Here is a 19,073-nt window from a genome sequence, read left to right as displayed (position 1 = left end):
GTCACGTTTTTTTTTGCAACGACATTTCATCTGTTATGATATATTTGCATAAAACAATCTGACATGAAATCAATTTTACAAAACAAATTCCAATCAAGTTTATCGCTGGGTGTCATCTTCCTGTTACTGATTTTCAGCGCATGTTCAGGCGACAGCGACGCGTCGTCGGGTATCAAGATAGAAGGATTTTCCGCGTCACAGATGGGTTCCAATATCCGTTTCAGTTACGTAACTTCCGAAGGTGCATCCAATGTGACGCTATACAGGGTTGAGAATGGCTCTTACGCTCCGGTGACCACCAGGACCGAAAACCCGTTCACGATGTCAATAGCTGAGCTCGGCCTGCAAGCCGGTGATGTGGTCACATTTGCCATAAAAGCGGCAAGCAATACCGGGTCGACGTCCGAATATTCCAGTCCGGTTACCCTTACCATAAATTCCTTCTGCGACGGTCCCTCCGGACTCGCAGTAAACGGTGGGTTTATCTCATGGGATGAGCCGGCGGGCGCATCGAACGCCTACTACCAGGTGCAGTATGGCGCTCAGGGTTTTACCGTCGGAAACGGGACAACCGTGACCACAAACAGCACATCGACCAGCGAGGTCAGTTTTACTGCAAACCAGATTTACGATGTGTATGTGCGGGGCTACTGTAACGGTTCGCAGCAATTCAGTTCATGGGTTGGCCCGGTATCATACTTCGCCACCGCAAACCAAAACGTGTGCACCTTGCCATCGAACGTGGGCTATTCCGTAGAATACAACTTCTTCGGCGAGGCGGTAGGGGCAAATTTAACCTGGACAGACACCGGAAATAACGGCAGGTACGAGTTCAACCTCGTGGGGCACAACCAGTCGCCAACGTCGAACGCCGTGGAATCCAATGATTTCCCAACCATCACCTATATTTCACTATTCCAGAACACCGATTATGACTTTTACGTGAGGACCCAATGCCTTGACGGCTCCTACACCAATTGGGTAGGGCCGCTGGTTGTGAACATTGGTTTTTAGATTATAAGCAGCTTCGGCTGCTTTTTTTAATGCGCATCTTTCCGGTCAAGCCTTGCGCGCCAGGTCATGAAAGGTTTTTCGACCGCAAAATAAAAACCCGAAGCCAGCGCTATCGTGCTTCCCAGTGAGAGTAAATACATCAGCGGCATTGAGATGGTGTCGATCCCTTTGTTGACAAGGAAAACTATTGCAATTTCATGTGTGAGGTAGAAGCTGTACGAGATCGTACCGAGATACACCAGCCATCCCGGACTCCTGATAACGTGGTTTTTATTCACCAAAAAAGCGACAATGACCACAAAATAAATTGCAAAGGGAAAATACTCAAGGCTCTTCCGACCCATGCTGAAAAAGTAAACCAGCACGGGAATTCCCACAGCCAACAGGTGTTTGGTGCTGATCTGACTAAACCATCTGCTGTTGTTAAAATGCATGACACCCGCGAGGCAGCCCAGCGCAATACAGTCGTACCGGTAGAAGTGCATCAGTTTGTGGAGCAATCCTGCGGATGGCCACGGAATACAAATCAATATATACTTGATTGCAAAGTAGGCGACGAGGAACACCAACAGTAACTGTGCGAGTTTCCGCCTTGAAAAAAATACGGCCAACGGGATGATTATATAAAACAGTTCTTCTACGCCGATTGACCAGGTAGGTTCTGCGAAAGGCAGGATCACGCGTTGAAACGATGGGATTTGCGGGAGGAACAGCAGATAATACTTCATGTATTCCGGAGCCTCGTGGGCATTAGTCGCAGCAGGCGGAAGCGTGAACTGCAATGCCGGGACATGTGGCAGCACAAATATCGCCAACAAAATCACGACATAATACAACGGCCAGATCCGCAGCATCCTGGCCCTGTAAAAGCGCCAAAAATCCCACCCACCGCTTTTCATTTTTTTCAGTATGCTGAACGTAATCAGGTAGCCGCTGAGCACAAAAAAACCGACAAGGGCCACCCGACCCAGATGGTACACCGCCGGCAGGTCGTACAGCGTATTTCCGCGGAAATAAAGCCTGATCAGGTTGACATGGCTGAACAGCACCATCAGCGCCAGCACGCCACGCAGTGCGTCAAGGCTCCGTATTTTTTGACCGTCCTGCGCGCGGGGAGGCTTCAAGTTTCGATGATTTTTTGGTTATGGACAAAAAAAAGCGGGTTTGAAGCCCGCGTTTTTCTATTTTTCAAGATTCTTCTTAATATTGGTAAGGTTTTGCTCGTAGGCGTCTCCAATGAATTGCCTTCCGATAATTGACATCAGGCGGCCCACCGGGTAAGGCGCATCGCCGGAAAAGGTGTAGGTGATTTTGCTGCGTCCCGCATCCACCTCGTCAACCTGCATTGACGCTTTAGGCTGGTCCTGCATCGGCTTGATGAAATTCAGGTCTATATCCACCTTATTATCGGACAACGCAGCAATCGTCTGGCTTCCCTCACCCATCTCCTCGCTTTTCCAGGATACTGACGATCCAACCGTTCCGTCAACGCCTGTGTACACCAATTGGATTTTCGAGTCCTTCATCACCCAGACACTGAACTGTTCCTGATTCTTCAATGATTTTATGTAATCGAAAACCTGCTGTTTGGGGCGGTTTACCTCACCGGTCTTCACCACCGTATAATGTGCGGGGAGAAACGCGGCGACAACAAGCAATAGTCCTGCCAATACTGCAATCACCAGTAGTATTTTCTTAAGTATTTTCATAATAATCGGGTTGTTGGTTAATGGCACTAAAATAATAAAAAAGCTTTAGCCCGCAACCCGGGAGGCATAATTTACGAAATACGATAGGTCAATTCGCATCATTTTTATTTAACTTTGAATCCTGTATCTTCAACCTTTTTTAATAAAAATGACATCCCTCCAAACCACTATCGAAGCCGCCTGGAACGACCGTTCCCAGTTGCAAAATCCAGAAACCCAACATGCAATCCGCGAAGTGATTGAACGGCTTGACGCCGGAACACTGCGCGTTGCTGAACCCGCTGCCGACGGATGGCAGGTAAACGAATGGGTGAAAAAAGCCGTTGTCATGTATTTCCCAATCCAGAAAATGGAAACGCTTGAAGCGGGTATTTTTGAGTACCACGATAAAATGCCGCTGAAACGTAATTATGCGGAAAAAGGCATCCGCGTGGTGCCGAATGCGGTAGCCCGGCATGGCGCATACATTTCTAAAGGCGTTATACTAATGCCCAGTTATGTCAATATCGGTGCCTATGTTGACGAGGGGACTATGGTTGACACCTGGGCTACGGTAGGAAGCTGCGCGCAAATCGGTAAAAATGTGCACCTGAGCGGCGGTGTCGGCATAGGCGGCGTGCTCGAGCCGTTACAGGCAGCCCCGGTAATTATCGAAGATGGCGCGTTCATCGGGTCGCGTTGTATCGTGGTGGAAGGCGTACGCGTTGAAACCGAAGCCGTACTCGGAGCCAATGTATGCCTCACCGCGTCGACCAAAATCATCGATGTGACCGGCGAAACTCCTGTAGAAATGAAAGGGATCGTGCCAGCGAGATCGGTTGTGATTCCAGGCAGTTATACGAAGCAATTTGCCGCAGGCGCGTTCCAGGTGCCCTGTGCATTGATTATCGGCAGGAGAAAACCTTCAACAGATTTAAAGACCAGCCTGAATGATGCGCTGAGGGAATACGATGTGGCCGTCTGACAGCCAATCGTACCCTGACACACTTTCAAGACAATCATTCGGAGAACTATCTTACAGAAAACATTGAAACACCAAATGGCGCAGCTTCCCGGGCATAACGGCTTATCGGCAGACAAACTTAAAATTCTTGTGATCCAGCAGAAGATGATCGGTGACGTGCTGGCGACGAGCATCATTTGTAACAACCTGAAGCAGCGATATCCTGATGCCCGGGTGGATTACCTCATCTATCCGTTCACGCAGCCGGTCATCCTGAACAACCCGAATATCGACCACGTCGTTTTATTCGATGACCGATACAGGAAAAGCAAAATGGCGCTGCTCGGTTTCGCCCTGAGGCTAAGGAGGCAGCAATACGACATCGTCATCGACGCTTACGGAAAAACCGAAAGCAACCTGATCGTGCTGTTTTCAGGAGCGAAAGTCAAACTGGGCTTTTATAAAAAATACACCCGTTTCCTTTATACGCAGACAGTCAGGGAAATTCCCGCGCCGCTGACCAACGCCGGGACCGCCCTGGAAAACCGCATGAACCTGCTGAATCTCTTAGCGCCTGGCGCGACTGCCGACATCAGGCCGAAAATCTGGTTGACGGAGGCCGAAATCGAAAACGGGAAAAAAATCCTTGAGCGGCATCAGGTTACTTCCGGAAATATTTTCATGATCGGGGTGTTGGGCAGTGGCGACAACAAGACGTATCCATTCCCCTACATGGCGAAGTTGTTGGATTTTATTGTTGCAAGAACGGGCGCCGTGCTGCTTTTTAACTACATGCCTTCACAAAGCGAAGAGGCCAAAACGATTTACAGCCTGTGCCTGCCGCAAACGCAGCGTCAAATCCGCCTGGATGTGGTGCCGGGAAGCATCCGCGAATTCCTCTCAATCACATACCATTGCAGGGCGCTGATCGGCAATGAGGGGGGCGCGGTCAATATGGCGAAGGCTATCGGTGTTCCAACGTTTACGGTGTTTTCAACCTGGATCAAAAAGGAAGCGTGGAGTTCATTTGAAGACGGAACAACAAACGTCTCAGTACATCTCAAAGACTTTAAACCGGAGCTATACGGCGCGAAATCGCCAAAAGAAATGAAAAAACAGGCGAAGGAATTATACCTGGAGTACCAGCCGGAGTTGATTATTCCGGTGCTGGGTGATTATCTCGACCGGTTTTAGCCGTTTCGTTCGCCTTTGATAATTCCGAAAGGCGTCCATGACAACTTTCTGTCCCTCACCTCTTTCCGGATTGCGAGGTTCGCCGCCAGGGATTCCGGCGTTTTATAGCTGCGCGCATGGTCAAGATGCAGGCACACGGCCTTATGGCGGATTTGCATCCCCTTGACACCGAAATTTTCCAGCCTTTCACCGAACTCCCTGTCCGGACCACCATATTTCATCCGCTCGTCATAACCGTTGATTGCAATCATATCCTCGCGGAAGCCGGAAGAATTACAATTATTAAACGACGGATTTGTAGGCGTGACGGTATCGAGAATGTTGCCCAGGAGTCCGTTAGAGGACAGCTTCAGCGTTTGCGAAAAACCCAGTTTGCCTTTCGTCTTCAGCCATTTTACATTGAAACAGCGACCGGAAAGAATGTCGTCGCCGTTGATTTCCTCGCTGACCTTCATATTAAGCTTGCAATAACCGCCGGAAAGAAAACGGCCTTTCTCTGCGTAAGCGGCGTGAACTGCCACAAAATCCTTACGCGGAATGCAATCGCCATCGGTCATGATGATGTATCCGTGCGCAGCTTCCATAATGGCGATGTTCAGGATTTCCTGCCTGCGGTAGCCTTTATCCTCATGCCAGATGTGGCGCAAGGGTACCGGATATGTCAATGCATAACCGTCGATCAGGTTTTTGGTAGATTCCCTCGAACCGTCATCTGCGACAATCACTTCAAAATCGCGGTAAGACTGGTTGCTGTAGCCAATCAGGACTTTCTCAAGCCATTTCTCTGCATTGTAAGTACTTATGACAACAGTTATCTTCATAGGCCGGTCGGGGTTCGGTTTGGTTTTTCAGCAACGAATATACATAAATTCCGTTGGAGCCTGAAAAACCGCGCTATTTTGAGTTTTTTTTGAATTAAACCTTTGCAAAAATAGTAAATAAATTATATTTGTTGAATATTTAATATTGAATGGAATTTAAGCCGCAAACAAACATATCGGTTCTTATCATCACGTTAAATGAAGAGGCACACATGAAGGAATTGTTGAGTGACCTCGACTTCGCAGAAGAAGTCATCGTAGTGGATTCCTATAGTACAGACAATACCAAAGCCATTTCAGCATCTTTCCCGAACGTCCGCTTTATAGAGAATAAATTTGAAAATTTCACCAGCCAGCGCAACTTCGCCATCAGCCAGGCCAAGAATGACTGGATCCTTTTTATCGATGCCGACGAGCGGCTCACGCCGGAACTCAAACAAGAAATCATCGATACGGTAAACCGCAACGACAACGAGATCAGCGCGTATCTTTTTTACCGGAAATTCTTTTTCAAAAACAGGCAGCTCCACTTCAGCGGCTGGCAGACTGATAGGATTTTCAGGTTATTCCGGAAAGATAAGGCGCATTATACGGCCAAGCGCCTGGTGCACGAAAAGCTCGATGTCGATGGGCGCATCGCGGTTTTTAAAAACAAATTGATCCATTACTCCTATTCGGATTATGAATCCTATAAAACCAAAATGATTGCGTACGGCAAGCTCAAGGCGATGGAGAAGTTCCGTTCCGGTTTCAAGCCGACCGTATTTCATTACCTGGGACATTCAGCATACAATTTCCTGTACCAATACCTTGTCAGGCTCGGCATCCTCGACGGCAAGAAGGGCATCATCATCTGTTACCTCAATGCGCTCAGCGTATCGCAGCGCTATAAGGAATTGCGCCGCCTGTACCAGGGGGCTTCAAAATAAACAGCATGATGGATGTTTCGGTAGTCATAATCAATTACAACACCTCGCTTTTAACCTACAATTGCGTCGTTTCTATTATTGAGACCACGCCCGCCGCCATCCGGTACGAAATCATCGTGGTCGACAACGCGTCCAAAAAAGACGACTTTCTCGACCTTGAGCAGAAATTGAATGCGCTGCACAACGACCGCATCAGGTTGATACGCAGCAGGATCAACACCGGGTTTGCATCAGGAAATATGTTCGGCGTACAATTTGCGCAGGGTGATTACCTTGCGTTCATCAACAATGATGTCGAACTGCTGGCCGACTCGTTCACGCCGTTGCTCCAATATTTTGACACCCACCCGGATACCGGCGTGATCGGCATCCAACCGATTTTTTCCGACAAACGGAAACAGGTGGCTTTTGGTCACTTTGACACGTTCAGCACCCGGTTTTTCGGGTATTGGCTTTACGAAAAACTGCATCCGAATAAGGCCAAAAGGCATCAATCGTATACCGCACCCGTCCGGACAGACTATGTCGTCGGCAGTTTCATGCTGTTCAAGGCGGAGCATTTCAACGCAATTGGCGGATTCGATACCAATATTTTTCTCTATTTCGAGGAAATGGACATTTGCAAAAGGCTGCTTAACAATGGCTTGAAGACGATTTTCTTCCCGTCGATTGATTATGTACACATCAACGGGGCAAGCACGAACCTGGGTTATACAAAAAAAATCGAGCTTAAAGTCTCGCACCTTTACATCGTGCGCAAAAACCACGGATTTTTCAGTTATGCGCTGTTGAAAACCTTCTTTGTGTTTGTTTTCCTGCTCAAGGCCATCTTCAATCCCAAACATTTTAAACTGCTGTTTAAGCTCATCACGCTCGGGCCGCCGATGGCCTCGTCAATCAGGCACCAGCAGCGGATACAGTCCTAATTATAGTGGGGATTTACAATTTGTTAAAGGAATTTTTATCGTAAATTCGCAGCTTTACAAATGCATCTTCGTATGGACAAAACCCAGAAATGGCAAAATTTCCTTAAAGAGCTGGGCAACCAGGTGTTCTTTTGGTTTTTCGGAATTGTTTTCTTTACGCTTTTCAGGATTACATTCATTTTTATTTTCAGGAAACAACTGAGTGCTGCCGCAGATGGCGGCGAGATATTCAAGGCGTTGTCGTCCGGTTTCAGTTTTGACTGCACCGTCATGGGCTATTTTCTGATGCTCCCGTTTTTGCTGCTGCTGATTTTCGCACCGTTCGACAAATTCCGCCCCGCAATCATCAGCCGGAAAATTACGCAAATCCTTTTTGTAATCCTTTCCACGATCATCTGCATCATTACGATCGGCTACTTCCAGGAATACCACGACCAGTTCAACAATTTCCTGTTCCTCGCTTTATACGATGACCAGAAGGCAGTGGCCAAAACGCTGATGGCCGATGAGTACCATCCGTTACTGAATATGGCGACCTTTATAATCGTCATCGGTGCAGGCATCGTGATACTGGCCTATTCCGAACGGCGGGATTTTATTTTCCGACGGCTTCGGCAGGTCCGCTTCAAATACAGCCGCCCCATTCTTGTCGTTTTGGTCATCGCGCTTTTCGTGTGCAGCCTGCGCGGGTCGTTTTCATCGGTTCCGGCCATCAGGAAATGGGCAGGGGTTTCCAAAGACGCTTTTTTGAACAAGACGATCGTCAATCCGTTCCGGTCCTTTAAATACGCGCTGGAGGATTTTAATGAGCTTAACCTCCTCGACGGGAAAAACCCGTTTCTAAGCGAGGCGCAATTCAGGATGGATTTTCCGCAGGCTAAAGTTACCGACCTGCTTGAGAAAACCGCACAGGGCCCAACGGTAGAAAAACCGAAACATATTTTCCTCATCGTTATGGAAAGTTATGATTCGTGGCCGTTAATGGACAAATACAAACCGTTTAAATTTTCGGAAAATCTCAGCCGCATCGCCGCTAACGGTACCCAGTTTACCGATTTCCTTCCGGCAGCCAATGCCACTTTTGATTCGTTTGGCGCCATCGTGACCGATGTACCGCACTGCGGGGTGAACATCAGCCAGCTCGGAACGGTCAACGAACCTTTTGAAACCTCGATTTTCAGGCAGTTTAAGAAACTGGGATATGAGACCAATTTATTTTACGGCGGATTCCTGTCATGGGAAAATATCGGTGATTTCTGCAAATATCAGGGTGTAGACCGGATATTTTCAGGTGTGGACGCCGGCGGGAAGTCTGATTCAGGCGATTGGGGTATCGAAGACGAAAAGCTTTTTAACCTGGTGTTGAAAAACACCAATCCTGCCAAAAACTCGCTCAATGTAATCCTGACGTCAAGTTATCATCCGCCTTACGCGATTGATATTTATGGCAAAGGATTCCCGTACCATACGGAAGCGGATTTCCCTGCCAGCGTAAGGAAATATTACGATGGCGGAATGACCATGAAGGAAATGGGCCACCTGTGGTATGGTGACAAAGCGATTGGCGCTTTTGTGGATTCGGCTGAAAAGAAATACGGCGACGGACTGTTTTGCTTTACAGGCGACCATTATGGCAGGCGCTTCATCAACCACAACCCGAACCTCTACGAGAAGTCGTCGGTATCGTTTATCATGTACGGGAAATCCATCCCGAAATCCGTTAACCGCACGCCGGGAAGTCATGTCGACATCATGCCTACATTGATTGAAATGATCGCGCCAAAAGGTTTTAAATATTACAGTTTCGGGACTTCGCTTTACGACAAATCAAAGAACAAGGCTTTCGGACTCGACAAGATGGTCGTGCCGGACGAAATCTATTATTTCCCGAAAGAAGCGAAAATCGAGCGGATCAACCTGCGTACGTTTGGCGAAAGCCGCCTCAATAGCAGTCCGCTTACTGACGACTACAACCGTTACATGGCACTGACCTGGCACTACACGATTAAAGGAAATGACCTCAAGGCGACAAAGAAAAAAACCGCAAAAAAGAACTGATTATGGAAGACATCAACCAGGAAGTACACCATGCATATGAAGTGATCCGTAACGGCGGCATCATCCTCTACCCTACCGATACTGTTTGGGGCATCGGCTGTGATGCAACCGACGAAACGGCTGTCGCCAAAATCTTCGCGCTCAAGAAACGTGCCGAAACCCAAAGCATGATTGTGCTGATGAACGGGGAGAAAATGATGTACAACGTGTTTAAGGAAATTCCGGAAACCGCCTGGCAGATCATCGACCTCAGCGAAAAACCGACAACGCTGATCCTGGACAATCCGCGTAATGTGGCAAAGAACGTAATCAGCGCTGACAACTCGCTTGGCGTGCGTCTCGTGAAGGAACCTTTCTGCTACAAGCTGATGGAACGCATGAAAAAACCATTGGTCTCTACATCGGCTAATATTTCGGGCGAACCTACACCAAAAAGTTTTAAAGAAATCAGTCCGGAGATTATTAAAGGTGTGGACTATGTCGTAAATTTGCATCGTGATAAAACCAACGGAAACCCGTCAGCCATAATCAAACTGACACAGGATTCGCAGGTGAAAATCATCAGGAAATAATTGACAATTGACAATTGACGATTAATAGTTAATAATTAATAGTTGCCGGGCGGTTATTCAGATTTTGGTCAAAACAAACTACAAGGAAGCACTTCAAAACCCGATTTTTAATATTGTCAGTGCCGCTGCACAGGAATTGCAGGTTGACGCCTATGTCATCGGCGGTTTTGTAAGGGACCTGATCCTGGATCGCGGTGCAAAAAAGGACATCGACATCGTGGCTGTGGGCAGTGGCATTGCATTGGCCCAGAAAATATCCGCCATGCTGCCGCGTAAACCCAAAGTACAGGTGTTCAAAAACTATGGTACGGCGATGCTGCGTTATGAAGGCACCGATATTGAATTTGTCGGCGCACGCAGGGAATCCTATCAGGCCGACAGCCGTAATCCGGTAGTCGAGAACGGCACGTTGGAAGACGACCAGAACCGCCGTGACTTTACGATTAACGCATTGGCGCTTTCCCTGAACAAAGACCAATTCGGCGACCTGCTCGATCCGTTCGGGGGCTTGCAGGATTTGAATGATAAAATGATCCGGACGCCGTTAGACCCGGATGTTACGTATTCTGACGATCCACTACGGATGCTGCGGGCCATCCGTTTTGCAACGCAACTGGGTTTCGGGATTGACAAAAAATCATTGGATTCGATTACTGACAATAAGGAGCGCATCAGGATCATTTCCGGTGAGCGGATTGTCGAAGAGCTCCATAAAATACTCGCTTCGGAAAAACCGTCAGAAGGGTTTCTTTTGTTGTACAAAACCGGGCTGCTCGACATCATTTTACCCGAACTGACGGCATTAAACCAGGTGGAGGAAATTGAAGGGCATACGCACAAGAACAATTTCTACCATACGCTCGAAGTCGTTGACAACATCAGCCGGAATACCGATGATGTATGGCTGCGCTGGGCAGCTTTACTGCATGATATAGGGAAAGCGCCTACTAAACGGTTTTCCAAAAAACAAGGCTGGACATTCCACGGGCATGAATTTGTCGGCGGAAAGATGACCAAAAAAATCTTTGAACGGCTGCACATGCCGCTGAACCAAAAAATGAAATTTGTGCAGAAAATGGTGATGATGAGCTCAAGACCAATCGTTTTGTCGCAGGACATCGCCACCGATTCTGCCGTAAGGCGGCTCGTGTTTGACGCGGGTGAGGATGTAGAAAGCCTGATGATCCTGTGCGAAGCTGATATCACTACGAAGAACCCGGTCAAATTTAAGCGCTACCATCAGAATTTTGACCTGGTCCGTAAAAAAATTGTTGAAGTCGAAGCGCGCGACCACGTCCGTAATTTCCAGCCACCCATCACCGGTGAAGAGATTATGGCGATTTACAACCTGAAACCTTCGCGTGAAATCGGGGTTTTAAAGGAAGCCATCAAAGAAGCAATCCTCGAAGGTGACATCCCAAATGACTACGATGCAGCCTACCGCTTCATGGAAGAGCAGGCGGAAAAAATGGGGCTGACGAAGCCGTAAGCGAAATAGGCCCATTCGGGAAATTTATTTAATCTTGATTGTTAAGAATGCTGTAACTATGAAAAAATATTTTCTTCGGTTTGCCAAAATATCGCTGATTCTCATATACATCGTGATCATCGCCGGTGCGCTGGTGCGTATGACCGGCTCCGGCATGGGCTGCCCTGACTGGCCTAAATGCTTCGGTTATTACATCCCGCCTACGGACATCAAAGAATTGACCTGGGCGCCGAACCGCGAATTCGAATCAGGCCAGGTCATCATCAAGGATGAAAAATTGTGGGTGGCTAACGATGACTTTACAACCGGGGCCACCTATGACCCCTCGCATTGGCGACCCTATACAAAACATGATTACGCCGTGTTTAATCCGACGCACACCTGGATTGAATACCTTAACCGTCTGGCGGGCGCGTTGGCGGGGATTGCCGTGTTGCTGATGGCAGTATGCTCATTTGCGTTTTGGAAACAACGCAAAAACATCACGATGCTTGCCTGGCTCACGGTCATCATGATGGGAATTCAGGGATGGCTCGGGGCACGCGTGGTTTATTCCGTTTTAAATCCATTGAAAATCACGTTGCACATGGTCGTCGCGTTACTAATCGTGGCGGTCCTGCTGTATATCATACGCCAAGCGCAGGACAGGCCATCCGGCAACGTATACCATCCGCTGTTCAGCAGACTGATGGTGTTTGCCTTGTTTTTGACCTTGGTCCAGATCGCCATGGGAACACAGGTACGCCAGTTTGTTGATGAGCAGGTGGGGGCGCTGGGACATCAAAATGTGGACGATGCGCTGCTGGATCCACCTGTAATATTCTATATCCATCGCTCGTTTTCGTTTTTGGTTTTAGGCATCAACGTCTGGCTGTTTGCGATTAACCGGCGTAAAAAACTGGGTTTCGGAAAAATGAATATAATTATGGGATTGATCGTTTTTGAAATCCTGTCAGGGGTGGTCATCTACTACCTTGATTTTCCGTTCGGATCTCAGACTATCCATCTCGTGATCGCGGCACTGCTGTTTGGGTTGCAGTTTTACCTAAGTATTTCCGCGGCGGAATCAAAGCGCACAAAAATTATATTGTAACATTCGGGGAAAATTCTGTAACAGGATTCCGGGCAATTAAAGGCAATTTTGTAACTGAAAAAGAAGTTTATTAGTTACTTAAAACCAATTGCTATGCCGAATTCAACTGAAATTAAAGGAAACTGGGAAGAGTTTAAAGGAAAGCTCAAACAGAAATTTGCCGACTTAACCGACGACGATTTGTTGTACGAAGAGGGCAAAGAGCAGGAAATGTGGGGAAAATTGCAACAGAAACTTGGAAAAACCGAAAAAGAAATTAAATCCTTATTCGACTAAGCCGCACACAACAACACGACTTTTAATACTGTTTCGCTTTATATGCTGCCGATCCCGGCGCATTAAGGCGAAACAGTTTTTTTATTCCTACGCATACGGTACCAGAAAACAAAGTTTAACATACGGTATGGATTTTCCGTAACAGCGCTCCGTAAAAATTGATTAGGGCTGCAATCGCCCCTTCCCTGAAGGTAAAATACAAATTCTCCTCAGCATCGAATGGTGCAAATCGCATCGCAATCGTTAAATTTTTGCGATACATTTCGGATCAAAAACGGCTAATTGATCCATGCTTTAAAATCCGATACCTTCTCGCGGCTGACGACCACATCGTCACTCTTGTACGTAGGTAAGATCAGCTTCAGTCTCGAGTTGCTGTACACGACGATTTCACGGATGGACTGCAACGGCACAATAAATTTGCGGCTGATGCGGTAAAATTTATCCGGGTCGAGTTCCTGCTCTAATGTTTCCAGCGAGCTCTCAATGAGGTAGTCCCGGTTGTCGAGCGTGTGGAGGTAGGTGCCTTTATTTTCACTGTAGAAACACTCAATCTCATCAATGCCAATGACTTTAAGGTGCTGGCCGATCTTGACGGTGAACCTGCTTTTATGATTTTTTTCGGACGGATTGGAGAACATCCTGCGGATGGATTCAAAATCAAACGGCTGCTGTGGTATCATGGCACGAAACTTGTGAAGTGCCGCTTCAAGCTCGTCTTCGTCAATGGGCTTCAACAGATAATCAACACTATTGAGCTTGAACGCGCGCAATGCATATTCGTCGTAAGCCGTCGTAAAAATCACGGCGCTGCGTATGTCGACCTTTTCGAAAATTTCGAAAGAGAGTCCGTCGGAAAGCTGGATATCCAGGAAAATCAAATCCGGATGCGGGTTATTCTGAAACCACGCGACCGCATCTTCCACCGAATGGAGCATCGTCGCTGTCTTTAATCCGAATTTTTCGAGTTTACGCTGCAATAGCCTGGCTGCCGGCTTTTCGTCTTCGATAATGATCAGGTTCATATTATTCCCAGTGTTGTGATTTTCGCTCCTTTTCTATGATCTGGCGTATCTTGCGTTCTTCCCATTTTGGTCCGAACAATACATGGGGTCCGAATACGGAAACAGCATGCGCGGCAAGGCCGACGCCCCAAGACAGGAGCATCCAGAAGTTTTTCAGTTTCCAAAAGTCGGATACCGTCTTTACCTCAAAATAAACTGCAATCAATGCGGCCAGGTTGATTACTGCGTAAATGAGCAGGTGCGTATAAAACCCTTTGATGCGCTTGACCCTTTTTTCAGCAAACGCATAATTTTCATTGACCGGGGATTCTTTGTACGTCTTCATATTATTCGCTCTTAAACGATTCGTTGCGTTTCCTTTCTGCTTCCATAAACTGGCGGATTTTGCGTTCCTCCCAGTCCTTACCCATAAATGGCGTGAATCGGAATACTTTCATGGCATGGAACAGCACCCCGATTCCCCAGCCGAACATCGGCCAGAAAAACCATAGCTGTTCCGGCGAAGTCATCAGATTCAGTATCGCCAGTCCGATATTCACCACAATGTAAGATGTCAAATTGCCATAAAATCCCTTGAGTTCCTCGACCCTCTTTTTGGCCTCGCGAAATCGCTCCTCTTGTCGATAATCTGTTTGCATGTTGGTATGTTTTAGTTCCACGTATGGGTATTTTCCCTCTTATTCATGATCTCGCGTATTTTACGGTCCTCCCACTTCGAGCTGTATCCGAAAACCTTGAACGCGTGCATAATCAATCCGAAGCCCCAGCCTGACACCGAAAACCAAAACCAGTGGAAATCAGGCGAATAGCTCAGGTTTACAAAAATAAGCATGGGAATGACGATGCAGTATGACAGCAGGTTTCCATAAAACCCCTTAAGCTCCTCTACCCTGCCCTTCGCACGGAAGTATGCATTGCTTTCATCGTATTGTGGCGGCGCATCCGCGGCGACCTGCCGGGTCAGGATCGGAATTTTAACCGTAAATGAGGCGCCGTTTTCTTCTACAAACACGGGCTTCCTGGTGATGATGCCATAGCGGCTGACGATGTTTTGCAGACCCACGCCGCGCCTGTCCTGCAACACCTTTTTTTTCTGCAGGTTGTTCCGGATATGCAGGTAGTCATCCTTGATAAAAATACTGATATGCAGTGGCTTTCCTTCGCTTACGACATTGTGCTTTACGGTATTTTCGAGCAGTAGCTGGAGCGAGAGCGGGACGACTTTCGCTTCCGTGGGGTAATTATTTTCAGGCAATTCATAAAAAAGGCTGTTTTCGAAACGCATCCTGAGCAGGTTCATATAGGTTTTGGCGAAAGCCAGCTCTTCGTCCAGGTCGACCAGTTCCTTATCTTTCTGCTCGAGCACATAGCGGTAAATTTTGGACAACGAGGTAGTAAATTTCTGCGCGCTGTCCGGATTTTCCTCAATCAGCGAACTCAACACGTTCAGGCTGTTGAAAAGGAAATGCGGATCAATCTGGTTTTTCAGGCTTTCAAACTGCGCTGATGCCGTCCCCGCGATAATCTGCTGTTGCGCAATTTTCTTCTCGTTGACCGCCTTGTAATAATAAACGAGATGGAAAATAAGCGTCACGAAGATCGTAATGATCAGCGGAATGATGTAAAAACGAACCCTTTCCGCATTAACAAATACCGCTGCATCCTGGCCTTCCAACGCTACAAAAATGAAAAAACGGACAAAGAAAACGCCGGCCAGGGTGATGATGACACTACCCGCAGCCCCGATCAGGATACGGTAGCGGCTGTATTTTCCCCAGTCCACTTCTTTATTGATGTAATGGAAATACCAGGAATTGATTGTTGTAAGCGTCACCCCGAATAAGCAATAATAACCGATTTCCCGCAACAATGCCATATCGAACACCAACGCGTCGCCGTAAGCCATTTCAATGCCTTTCAACGCGAAGAAAATAACAAGGCTGACGATAAGGCCCTTGATACTGATTCGGAAAATATTTCGGATTAACATTTGATTGTCTTTAAGTTGATTTGATGATCGGGGCGTCAGCGTGGATTGGCGACACCGCTCCGATTCTGTATTTACTTTTTACAGGCTTCCTGGGTTTGCAACGCCCGGTCAAGCCCCCAGCTTGGCCCGAACTTGGTATCGTCTTTATAAGTAGCGAACAGCCCGATGGCACGGTCAACTTCAGCACACATCGGCTTGGTATCAGTACCCCAGAATTTCGCCCCGCCAATTTCAAATTCCGCCTTGCAGAATACTACCCTTGGATTATTAGGCGCAATCTTGATCGCCTGCTCATAAATCTGCATGGCTTTCGCCCCAAATTTCTGGCCATTGGTCATCGGGTCGTATACGATCCAGGCGGTGTAAATCATGGCTTGCAACACCAGCAACTCTGGATTCTCGGGCGCTTTCGCCAATTCAGCATCGACGGCATCCTGCGCCTTATCGAGCAGTGCGCTCAGTTTTTCCTTGTCCTGGGTTGTGAATGCTGAAGTTACGTTCACCAGCCCCACGTAATAATTTGGCAGCCAATTGTCCTTTTCTGCCGAAGCGATCCTTTCAAACAACGCCGAAGCCTCGGTACTGTTTCCTTCGCCCCAAAGTTTAAACGCTTTGCCCATGCCTTCTTCATATTTTCCCTGCCCGAAAAACAGGCCGGTAACGAGTAGTGTAATGATGGTAAAAAATTTTGTCATGATGTTGATTTTTAAATGGTTGTTATTGTATGATGCAAATGTAAATGCGCAATCGCTGATTTAAAATTAATGGTGACTGAACTGTCGCTTTTTGATGATGAACCGGAAAGTCAGCGTGTGTTGACTACAAATTATCCAACTGATTGCTTTTCTTATCCTTACTGATGGTCCAGAAAAACCCAACGAAAAAGAACTGGTCGGCGGTGGGCGTTATTGCGCGGCTGCGGTACGTTCCGTCAGCATCCGGCGCATTGGCATACTCATACCCGAACACATTGTGCGTGCCCAGCACATTCGATATCGAAAAATACAAAATCTTTTGCTGGCTCAGCAGATAAGCCCAGCTCAGGCTCAGGTTGTTGTATGCCTTGGTTTTCCCCTGCATGAAACCGACGTCATTTGGGTTGTTGTACGGCCTGCCTGAATTGAAGCTGTTCGTAAAGCCCACCTGCGATTTGAGGCTTTGGATCCAATATTTGGTCACCAGTGATGCGGTGTGTTTCGAGACAAAGCTGGGTGTAACTTCGTAAGCAAAATCCCTGTAATCCCGTTGGGTATCAATGTAAGAATAAGAGAACCAGTACTCCAGGTTTTTAATATTCTTATTGTCGCGCCAGAACACGTCAACCCCTTTGGCATAACCAAAACCGCCATTATTATAGGTGGTCGAAGTGAATTTCACCAGGTCGTCATATTTTTTATAATACGTTTCCGCACGGAAAGTCTGCCCGTTTCTCGCATACTGGTAATTCAGTATATAATGCTGGGTTTTTTCGTTTTCAAAGCGGCTGGAATATTTGAGGTATTCCTGTTTTGGCGCCTGCACGAAGTCACCGTAAGCAACGGACAGCGTCCCGAATTTGCTGACTTTATAAGCCAACGATGCGCGGGGCATGATCGCCGATTGATCAAGGTAATCATTATTCGAAGCACGGAAACCAAATTTACCAGCCCATTTTTTGGTGAAAAGTATATCGGCTTCAGCATATCCGGCGGCGATGTTGGCATCGTAACCGGTGCTGTAGCGCACACCGCCGAATGGCTGAAAATGCTCATCGAAAGCAGTAATGAAATAATCTGCCCCGAAATTCAACTTAATGTGTTCCGAAAAAGTCTTTTTCAGTTTCATTTTCAGGTGCGTGGCGTTCTCCACGTTATCTACATCATCCGCATCAATCCGGATGTCGTTGCGCCCGAGGCCGTGGCTCAGTCCGGCCGTCAGCTGCCAATTGTCTCCAAAATAACCTTTGTAAACCGAATTGAAATAAAAATTGTTGTTTTCCAGGCCAAAGCGCACCTTTTCAGGCTTGTTGATGTCGACCTGATTCAAACTGAATCGCGACGCATCGAAGGCACCATATACTTTAAGCAGTCCGTTGTTTTCAAAATGATACCGGTAAACCGCCTCCCCTGACAACGATTGGTATGGCCTGTTCCAATCCACCGCCTGTGGCACGGCTGCCTGGTACGCACTGAGGTCGATGAATGCAACATTCAGGCTAAGCGAACTTTTCTTCCACATTTGTGTATTCCCTACACCCAGCCCAACGGTCATCAGCGAAACATCGGTCTTTTCCTGATCGGGATCATCAGTTGTATTCAACAGCAGCACGCTCGAAAGGGCTTCGCCATATTCTGCCGAATACCCTCCGGTAGAAAATGAAATCCCGCTGAAAAGAAAGGGTGAAAACCGGCCGCGTGTCGGGATATTGTTAGCTGACGCGCCATAAGGCTGTGGCACACGCAAGCCATCAACGAACGTCTGGGTCTCGTCGGACTCGCCGCCGCGCACAAAAAGCCGGCCACTCTCCCCTACCGTCTGCGTGCCGGGCAGGGTTTGCAATGCCGCCACAATGTCGCCGGCTGAACCCGCGGTCGTCACGATGTCGAGTGGCTTGAGGACCGCCACACGGCCTTTGTCCCCGGCTTCAAATGTGCCCGCGTTGATCACGACGGTGTCAAGCGAATTCAGGCTTTCTTTCAGTGAAAATGTCTTTGGGATATAAGTCGTAGCGTCGAAAGTTTCGGAATAAGGCGTAAACGCCAGGTAAGTGATCCTGAGTGTAACCGGTCCGGTTTCAGTGGTCGTAAAATTGAAATTCCCCTCAGTGTCGGTGGTGGCACCGTCGTAAGTACCGTCTAGGAAGACATTGGCGCCATGCAGCGGATTGCCTTTCGGATCCGTGACTTTACCTGAAATTTTCGTTTGCGCAAAACCGCTTCCGGCGAGCAGCAGCAGGAACATGGTAATTATGGTTCTCATAAGTTGTTTTTTGGTACCACAAATGTGCGATGTTATCGCGTGTTATAAAATAATTCCTGACTGAAATGTAGAATTT

The 19,073-nt window shown here is 47.6% G+C and carries 19 protein-coding genes; 10 read left to right on the top strand and 9 right to left on the bottom strand.

The window, feature by feature from the left end:
* Positions 1 to 63: 63 nt before the first annotated feature.
* Positions 64 to 1,014: a hypothetical protein gene (locus HYN48_RS08770; protein ID WP_108370750.1), complete on the top strand. Its 951-nt coding sequence runs from the start codon at positions 64 to 66 to the stop codon at positions 1,012 to 1,014.
* Positions 1,015 to 1,040: 26 nt separating this feature from the next.
* Here HYN48_RS08770 and HYN48_RS08765 read toward each other — a convergent pair whose 3' ends face one another.
* Positions 1,041 to 2,138, bottom strand: coding sequence for an acyltransferase family protein (locus HYN48_RS08765; RefSeq protein WP_108370748.1), 1,098 nt, complete (start codon positions 2,136 to 2,138; stop codon positions 1,041 to 1,043).
* A gap of 57 nt (positions 2,139 to 2,195) precedes the next feature.
* A complete protein-coding gene (locus HYN48_RS08760; RefSeq protein ID WP_108370747.1) occupies positions 2,196 to 2,723 on the bottom strand; it encodes an SRPBCC family protein in 528 nt (175 codons plus the stop codon).
* Between the two features lie 148 nt (positions 2,724 to 2,871).
* Between HYN48_RS08760 and HYN48_RS08755 the strand changes: the two genes are divergently transcribed.
* Both HYN48_RS08755 and HYN48_RS08750 read left to right on the top strand, forming a co-directional pair.
* Positions 2,872 to 3,687 (top strand): 2,3,4,5-tetrahydropyridine-2,6-dicarboxylate N-succinyltransferase, encoded by an 816-nt coding sequence (locus tag HYN48_RS08755; RefSeq protein WP_108370746.1) that lies wholly within the window; start codon positions 2,872 to 2,874, stop codon positions 3,685 to 3,687.
* Between the two features lie 63 nt (positions 3,688 to 3,750).
* Positions 3,751 to 4,860 (top strand): glycosyltransferase family 9 protein, encoded by a 1,110-nt coding sequence (locus HYN48_RS08750; RefSeq protein WP_245945941.1) that lies wholly within the window; start codon positions 3,751 to 3,753, stop codon positions 4,858 to 4,860.
* Here the strand turns inward: HYN48_RS08750 and HYN48_RS08745 are convergent.
* Positions 4,857 to 5,681, bottom strand: a complete 825-nt coding sequence (locus HYN48_RS08745; protein ID WP_108370744.1) for a glycosyltransferase family 2 protein — start codon at positions 5,679 to 5,681, stop codon at positions 4,857 to 4,859. The two genes, HYN48_RS08750 and HYN48_RS08745, sit on opposite strands and share 4 nt — an antisense overlap.
* A 149-nt stretch (positions 5,682 to 5,830) precedes the next feature.
* On the opposite strand from HYN48_RS08745, the gene HYN48_RS08740 reads away from it, so the two are divergent.
* The 7 genes from HYN48_RS08740 (at position 5,831) to HYN48_RS08710 (ending at position 13,024) form a co-directional block, all read left to right on the top strand.
* A complete protein-coding gene (locus HYN48_RS08740) occupies positions 5,831 to 6,610 on the top strand; it encodes a glycosyltransferase family 2 protein (protein ID WP_108370743.1) in 780 nt (259 codons plus the stop codon).
* A gap of 5 nt (positions 6,611 to 6,615) precedes the next feature.
* Positions 6,616 to 7,536, top strand: a complete 921-nt coding sequence (locus tag HYN48_RS08735; RefSeq protein WP_108370742.1) for a glycosyltransferase family 2 protein — start codon at positions 6,616 to 6,618, stop codon at positions 7,534 to 7,536.
* A 72-nt stretch (positions 7,537 to 7,608) separates the two neighbouring features.
* The gene (locus HYN48_RS08730; protein ID WP_108370741.1) at positions 7,609 to 9,594 is read left to right on the top strand and encodes an LTA synthase family protein; all 1,986 of its coding nucleotides are present in this window, start codon (positions 7,609 to 7,611) and stop codon (positions 9,592 to 9,594) included.
* Positions 9,595 to 9,596: 2 nt separating this feature from the next.
* Entirely contained in the window at positions 9,597 to 10,166 is a 570-nt protein-coding gene (locus HYN48_RS08725; RefSeq protein ID WP_108370740.1) for an L-threonylcarbamoyladenylate synthase, read from the top strand.
* Between the two features lie 61 nt (positions 10,167 to 10,227).
* On the top strand, positions 10,228 to 11,655 hold the full coding sequence (locus HYN48_RS08720; protein ID WP_425433127.1) for a CCA tRNA nucleotidyltransferase: 1,428 nt from the start codon (positions 10,228 to 10,230) through the stop codon (positions 11,653 to 11,655).
* 58 nt (positions 11,656 to 11,713) lie between these two features.
* A complete protein-coding gene (locus HYN48_RS08715; RefSeq protein WP_108370738.1) occupies positions 11,714 to 12,748 on the top strand; it encodes a COX15/CtaA family protein in 1,035 nt (344 codons plus the stop codon).
* Positions 12,749 to 12,841: 93 nt separating this feature from the next.
* On the top strand, positions 12,842 to 13,024 hold the full coding sequence (locus tag HYN48_RS08710) for a CsbD family protein (protein ID WP_108370737.1): 183 nt from the start codon (positions 12,842 to 12,844) through the stop codon (positions 13,022 to 13,024).
* Positions 13,025 to 13,302: 278 nt separating this feature from the next.
* On the opposite strand, the gene HYN48_RS08705 is transcribed toward HYN48_RS08710, so the two are convergent.
* From HYN48_RS08705 to HYN48_RS08680, 6 genes are all read right to left on the bottom strand, one after another.
* A complete protein-coding gene (locus tag HYN48_RS08705) occupies positions 13,303 to 14,049 on the bottom strand; it encodes a LytR/AlgR family response regulator transcription factor (protein ID WP_108370736.1) in 747 nt (248 codons plus the stop codon).
* Position 14,050: 1 nt separating this feature from the next.
* A complete protein-coding gene (locus HYN48_RS08700) occupies positions 14,051 to 14,374 on the bottom strand; it encodes a 2TM domain-containing protein (RefSeq protein WP_108370735.1) in 324 nt (107 codons plus the stop codon).
* Position 14,375: 1 nt separating this feature from the next.
* Positions 14,376 to 14,687: a 2TM domain-containing protein gene (locus tag HYN48_RS08695; RefSeq protein ID WP_108370734.1), complete on the bottom strand. Its 312-nt coding sequence runs from the start codon at positions 14,685 to 14,687 to the stop codon at positions 14,376 to 14,378.
* Positions 14,688 to 14,698: 11 nt separating this feature from the next.
* The gene (locus HYN48_RS08690) at positions 14,699 to 16,039 is read right to left on the bottom strand and encodes a histidine kinase (RefSeq protein WP_108370733.1); all 1,341 of its coding nucleotides are present in this window, start codon (positions 16,037 to 16,039) and stop codon (positions 14,699 to 14,701) included.
* Positions 16,040 to 16,110: 71 nt separating this feature from the next.
* Positions 16,111 to 16,734 carry a tetratricopeptide repeat protein gene (locus HYN48_RS08685; protein ID WP_108370732.1) on the bottom strand — a complete coding sequence of 208 codons (624 nt, stop codon included), beginning with the start codon at positions 16,732 to 16,734 and terminating at the stop codon, positions 16,111 to 16,113.
* Between the two features lie 124 nt (positions 16,735 to 16,858).
* Positions 16,859 to 18,997, bottom strand: coding sequence for a TonB-dependent receptor (locus HYN48_RS08680; protein WP_108370731.1), 2,139 nt, complete (start codon positions 18,995 to 18,997; stop codon positions 16,859 to 16,861).
* Between the last annotated feature and the right edge of the window lie 76 nt (positions 18,998 to 19,073).

The organism is Flavobacterium magnum (assembly GCF_003055625.1).
Taxonomy (GTDB): Bacteria; Bacteroidota; Bacteroidia; order Flavobacteriales; family Flavobacteriaceae; genus Flavobacterium; species Flavobacterium magnum.
Note: the sequence above shows the minus strand (reverse complement) of the source record. Positions and strands in the feature narration are given on the sequence as shown.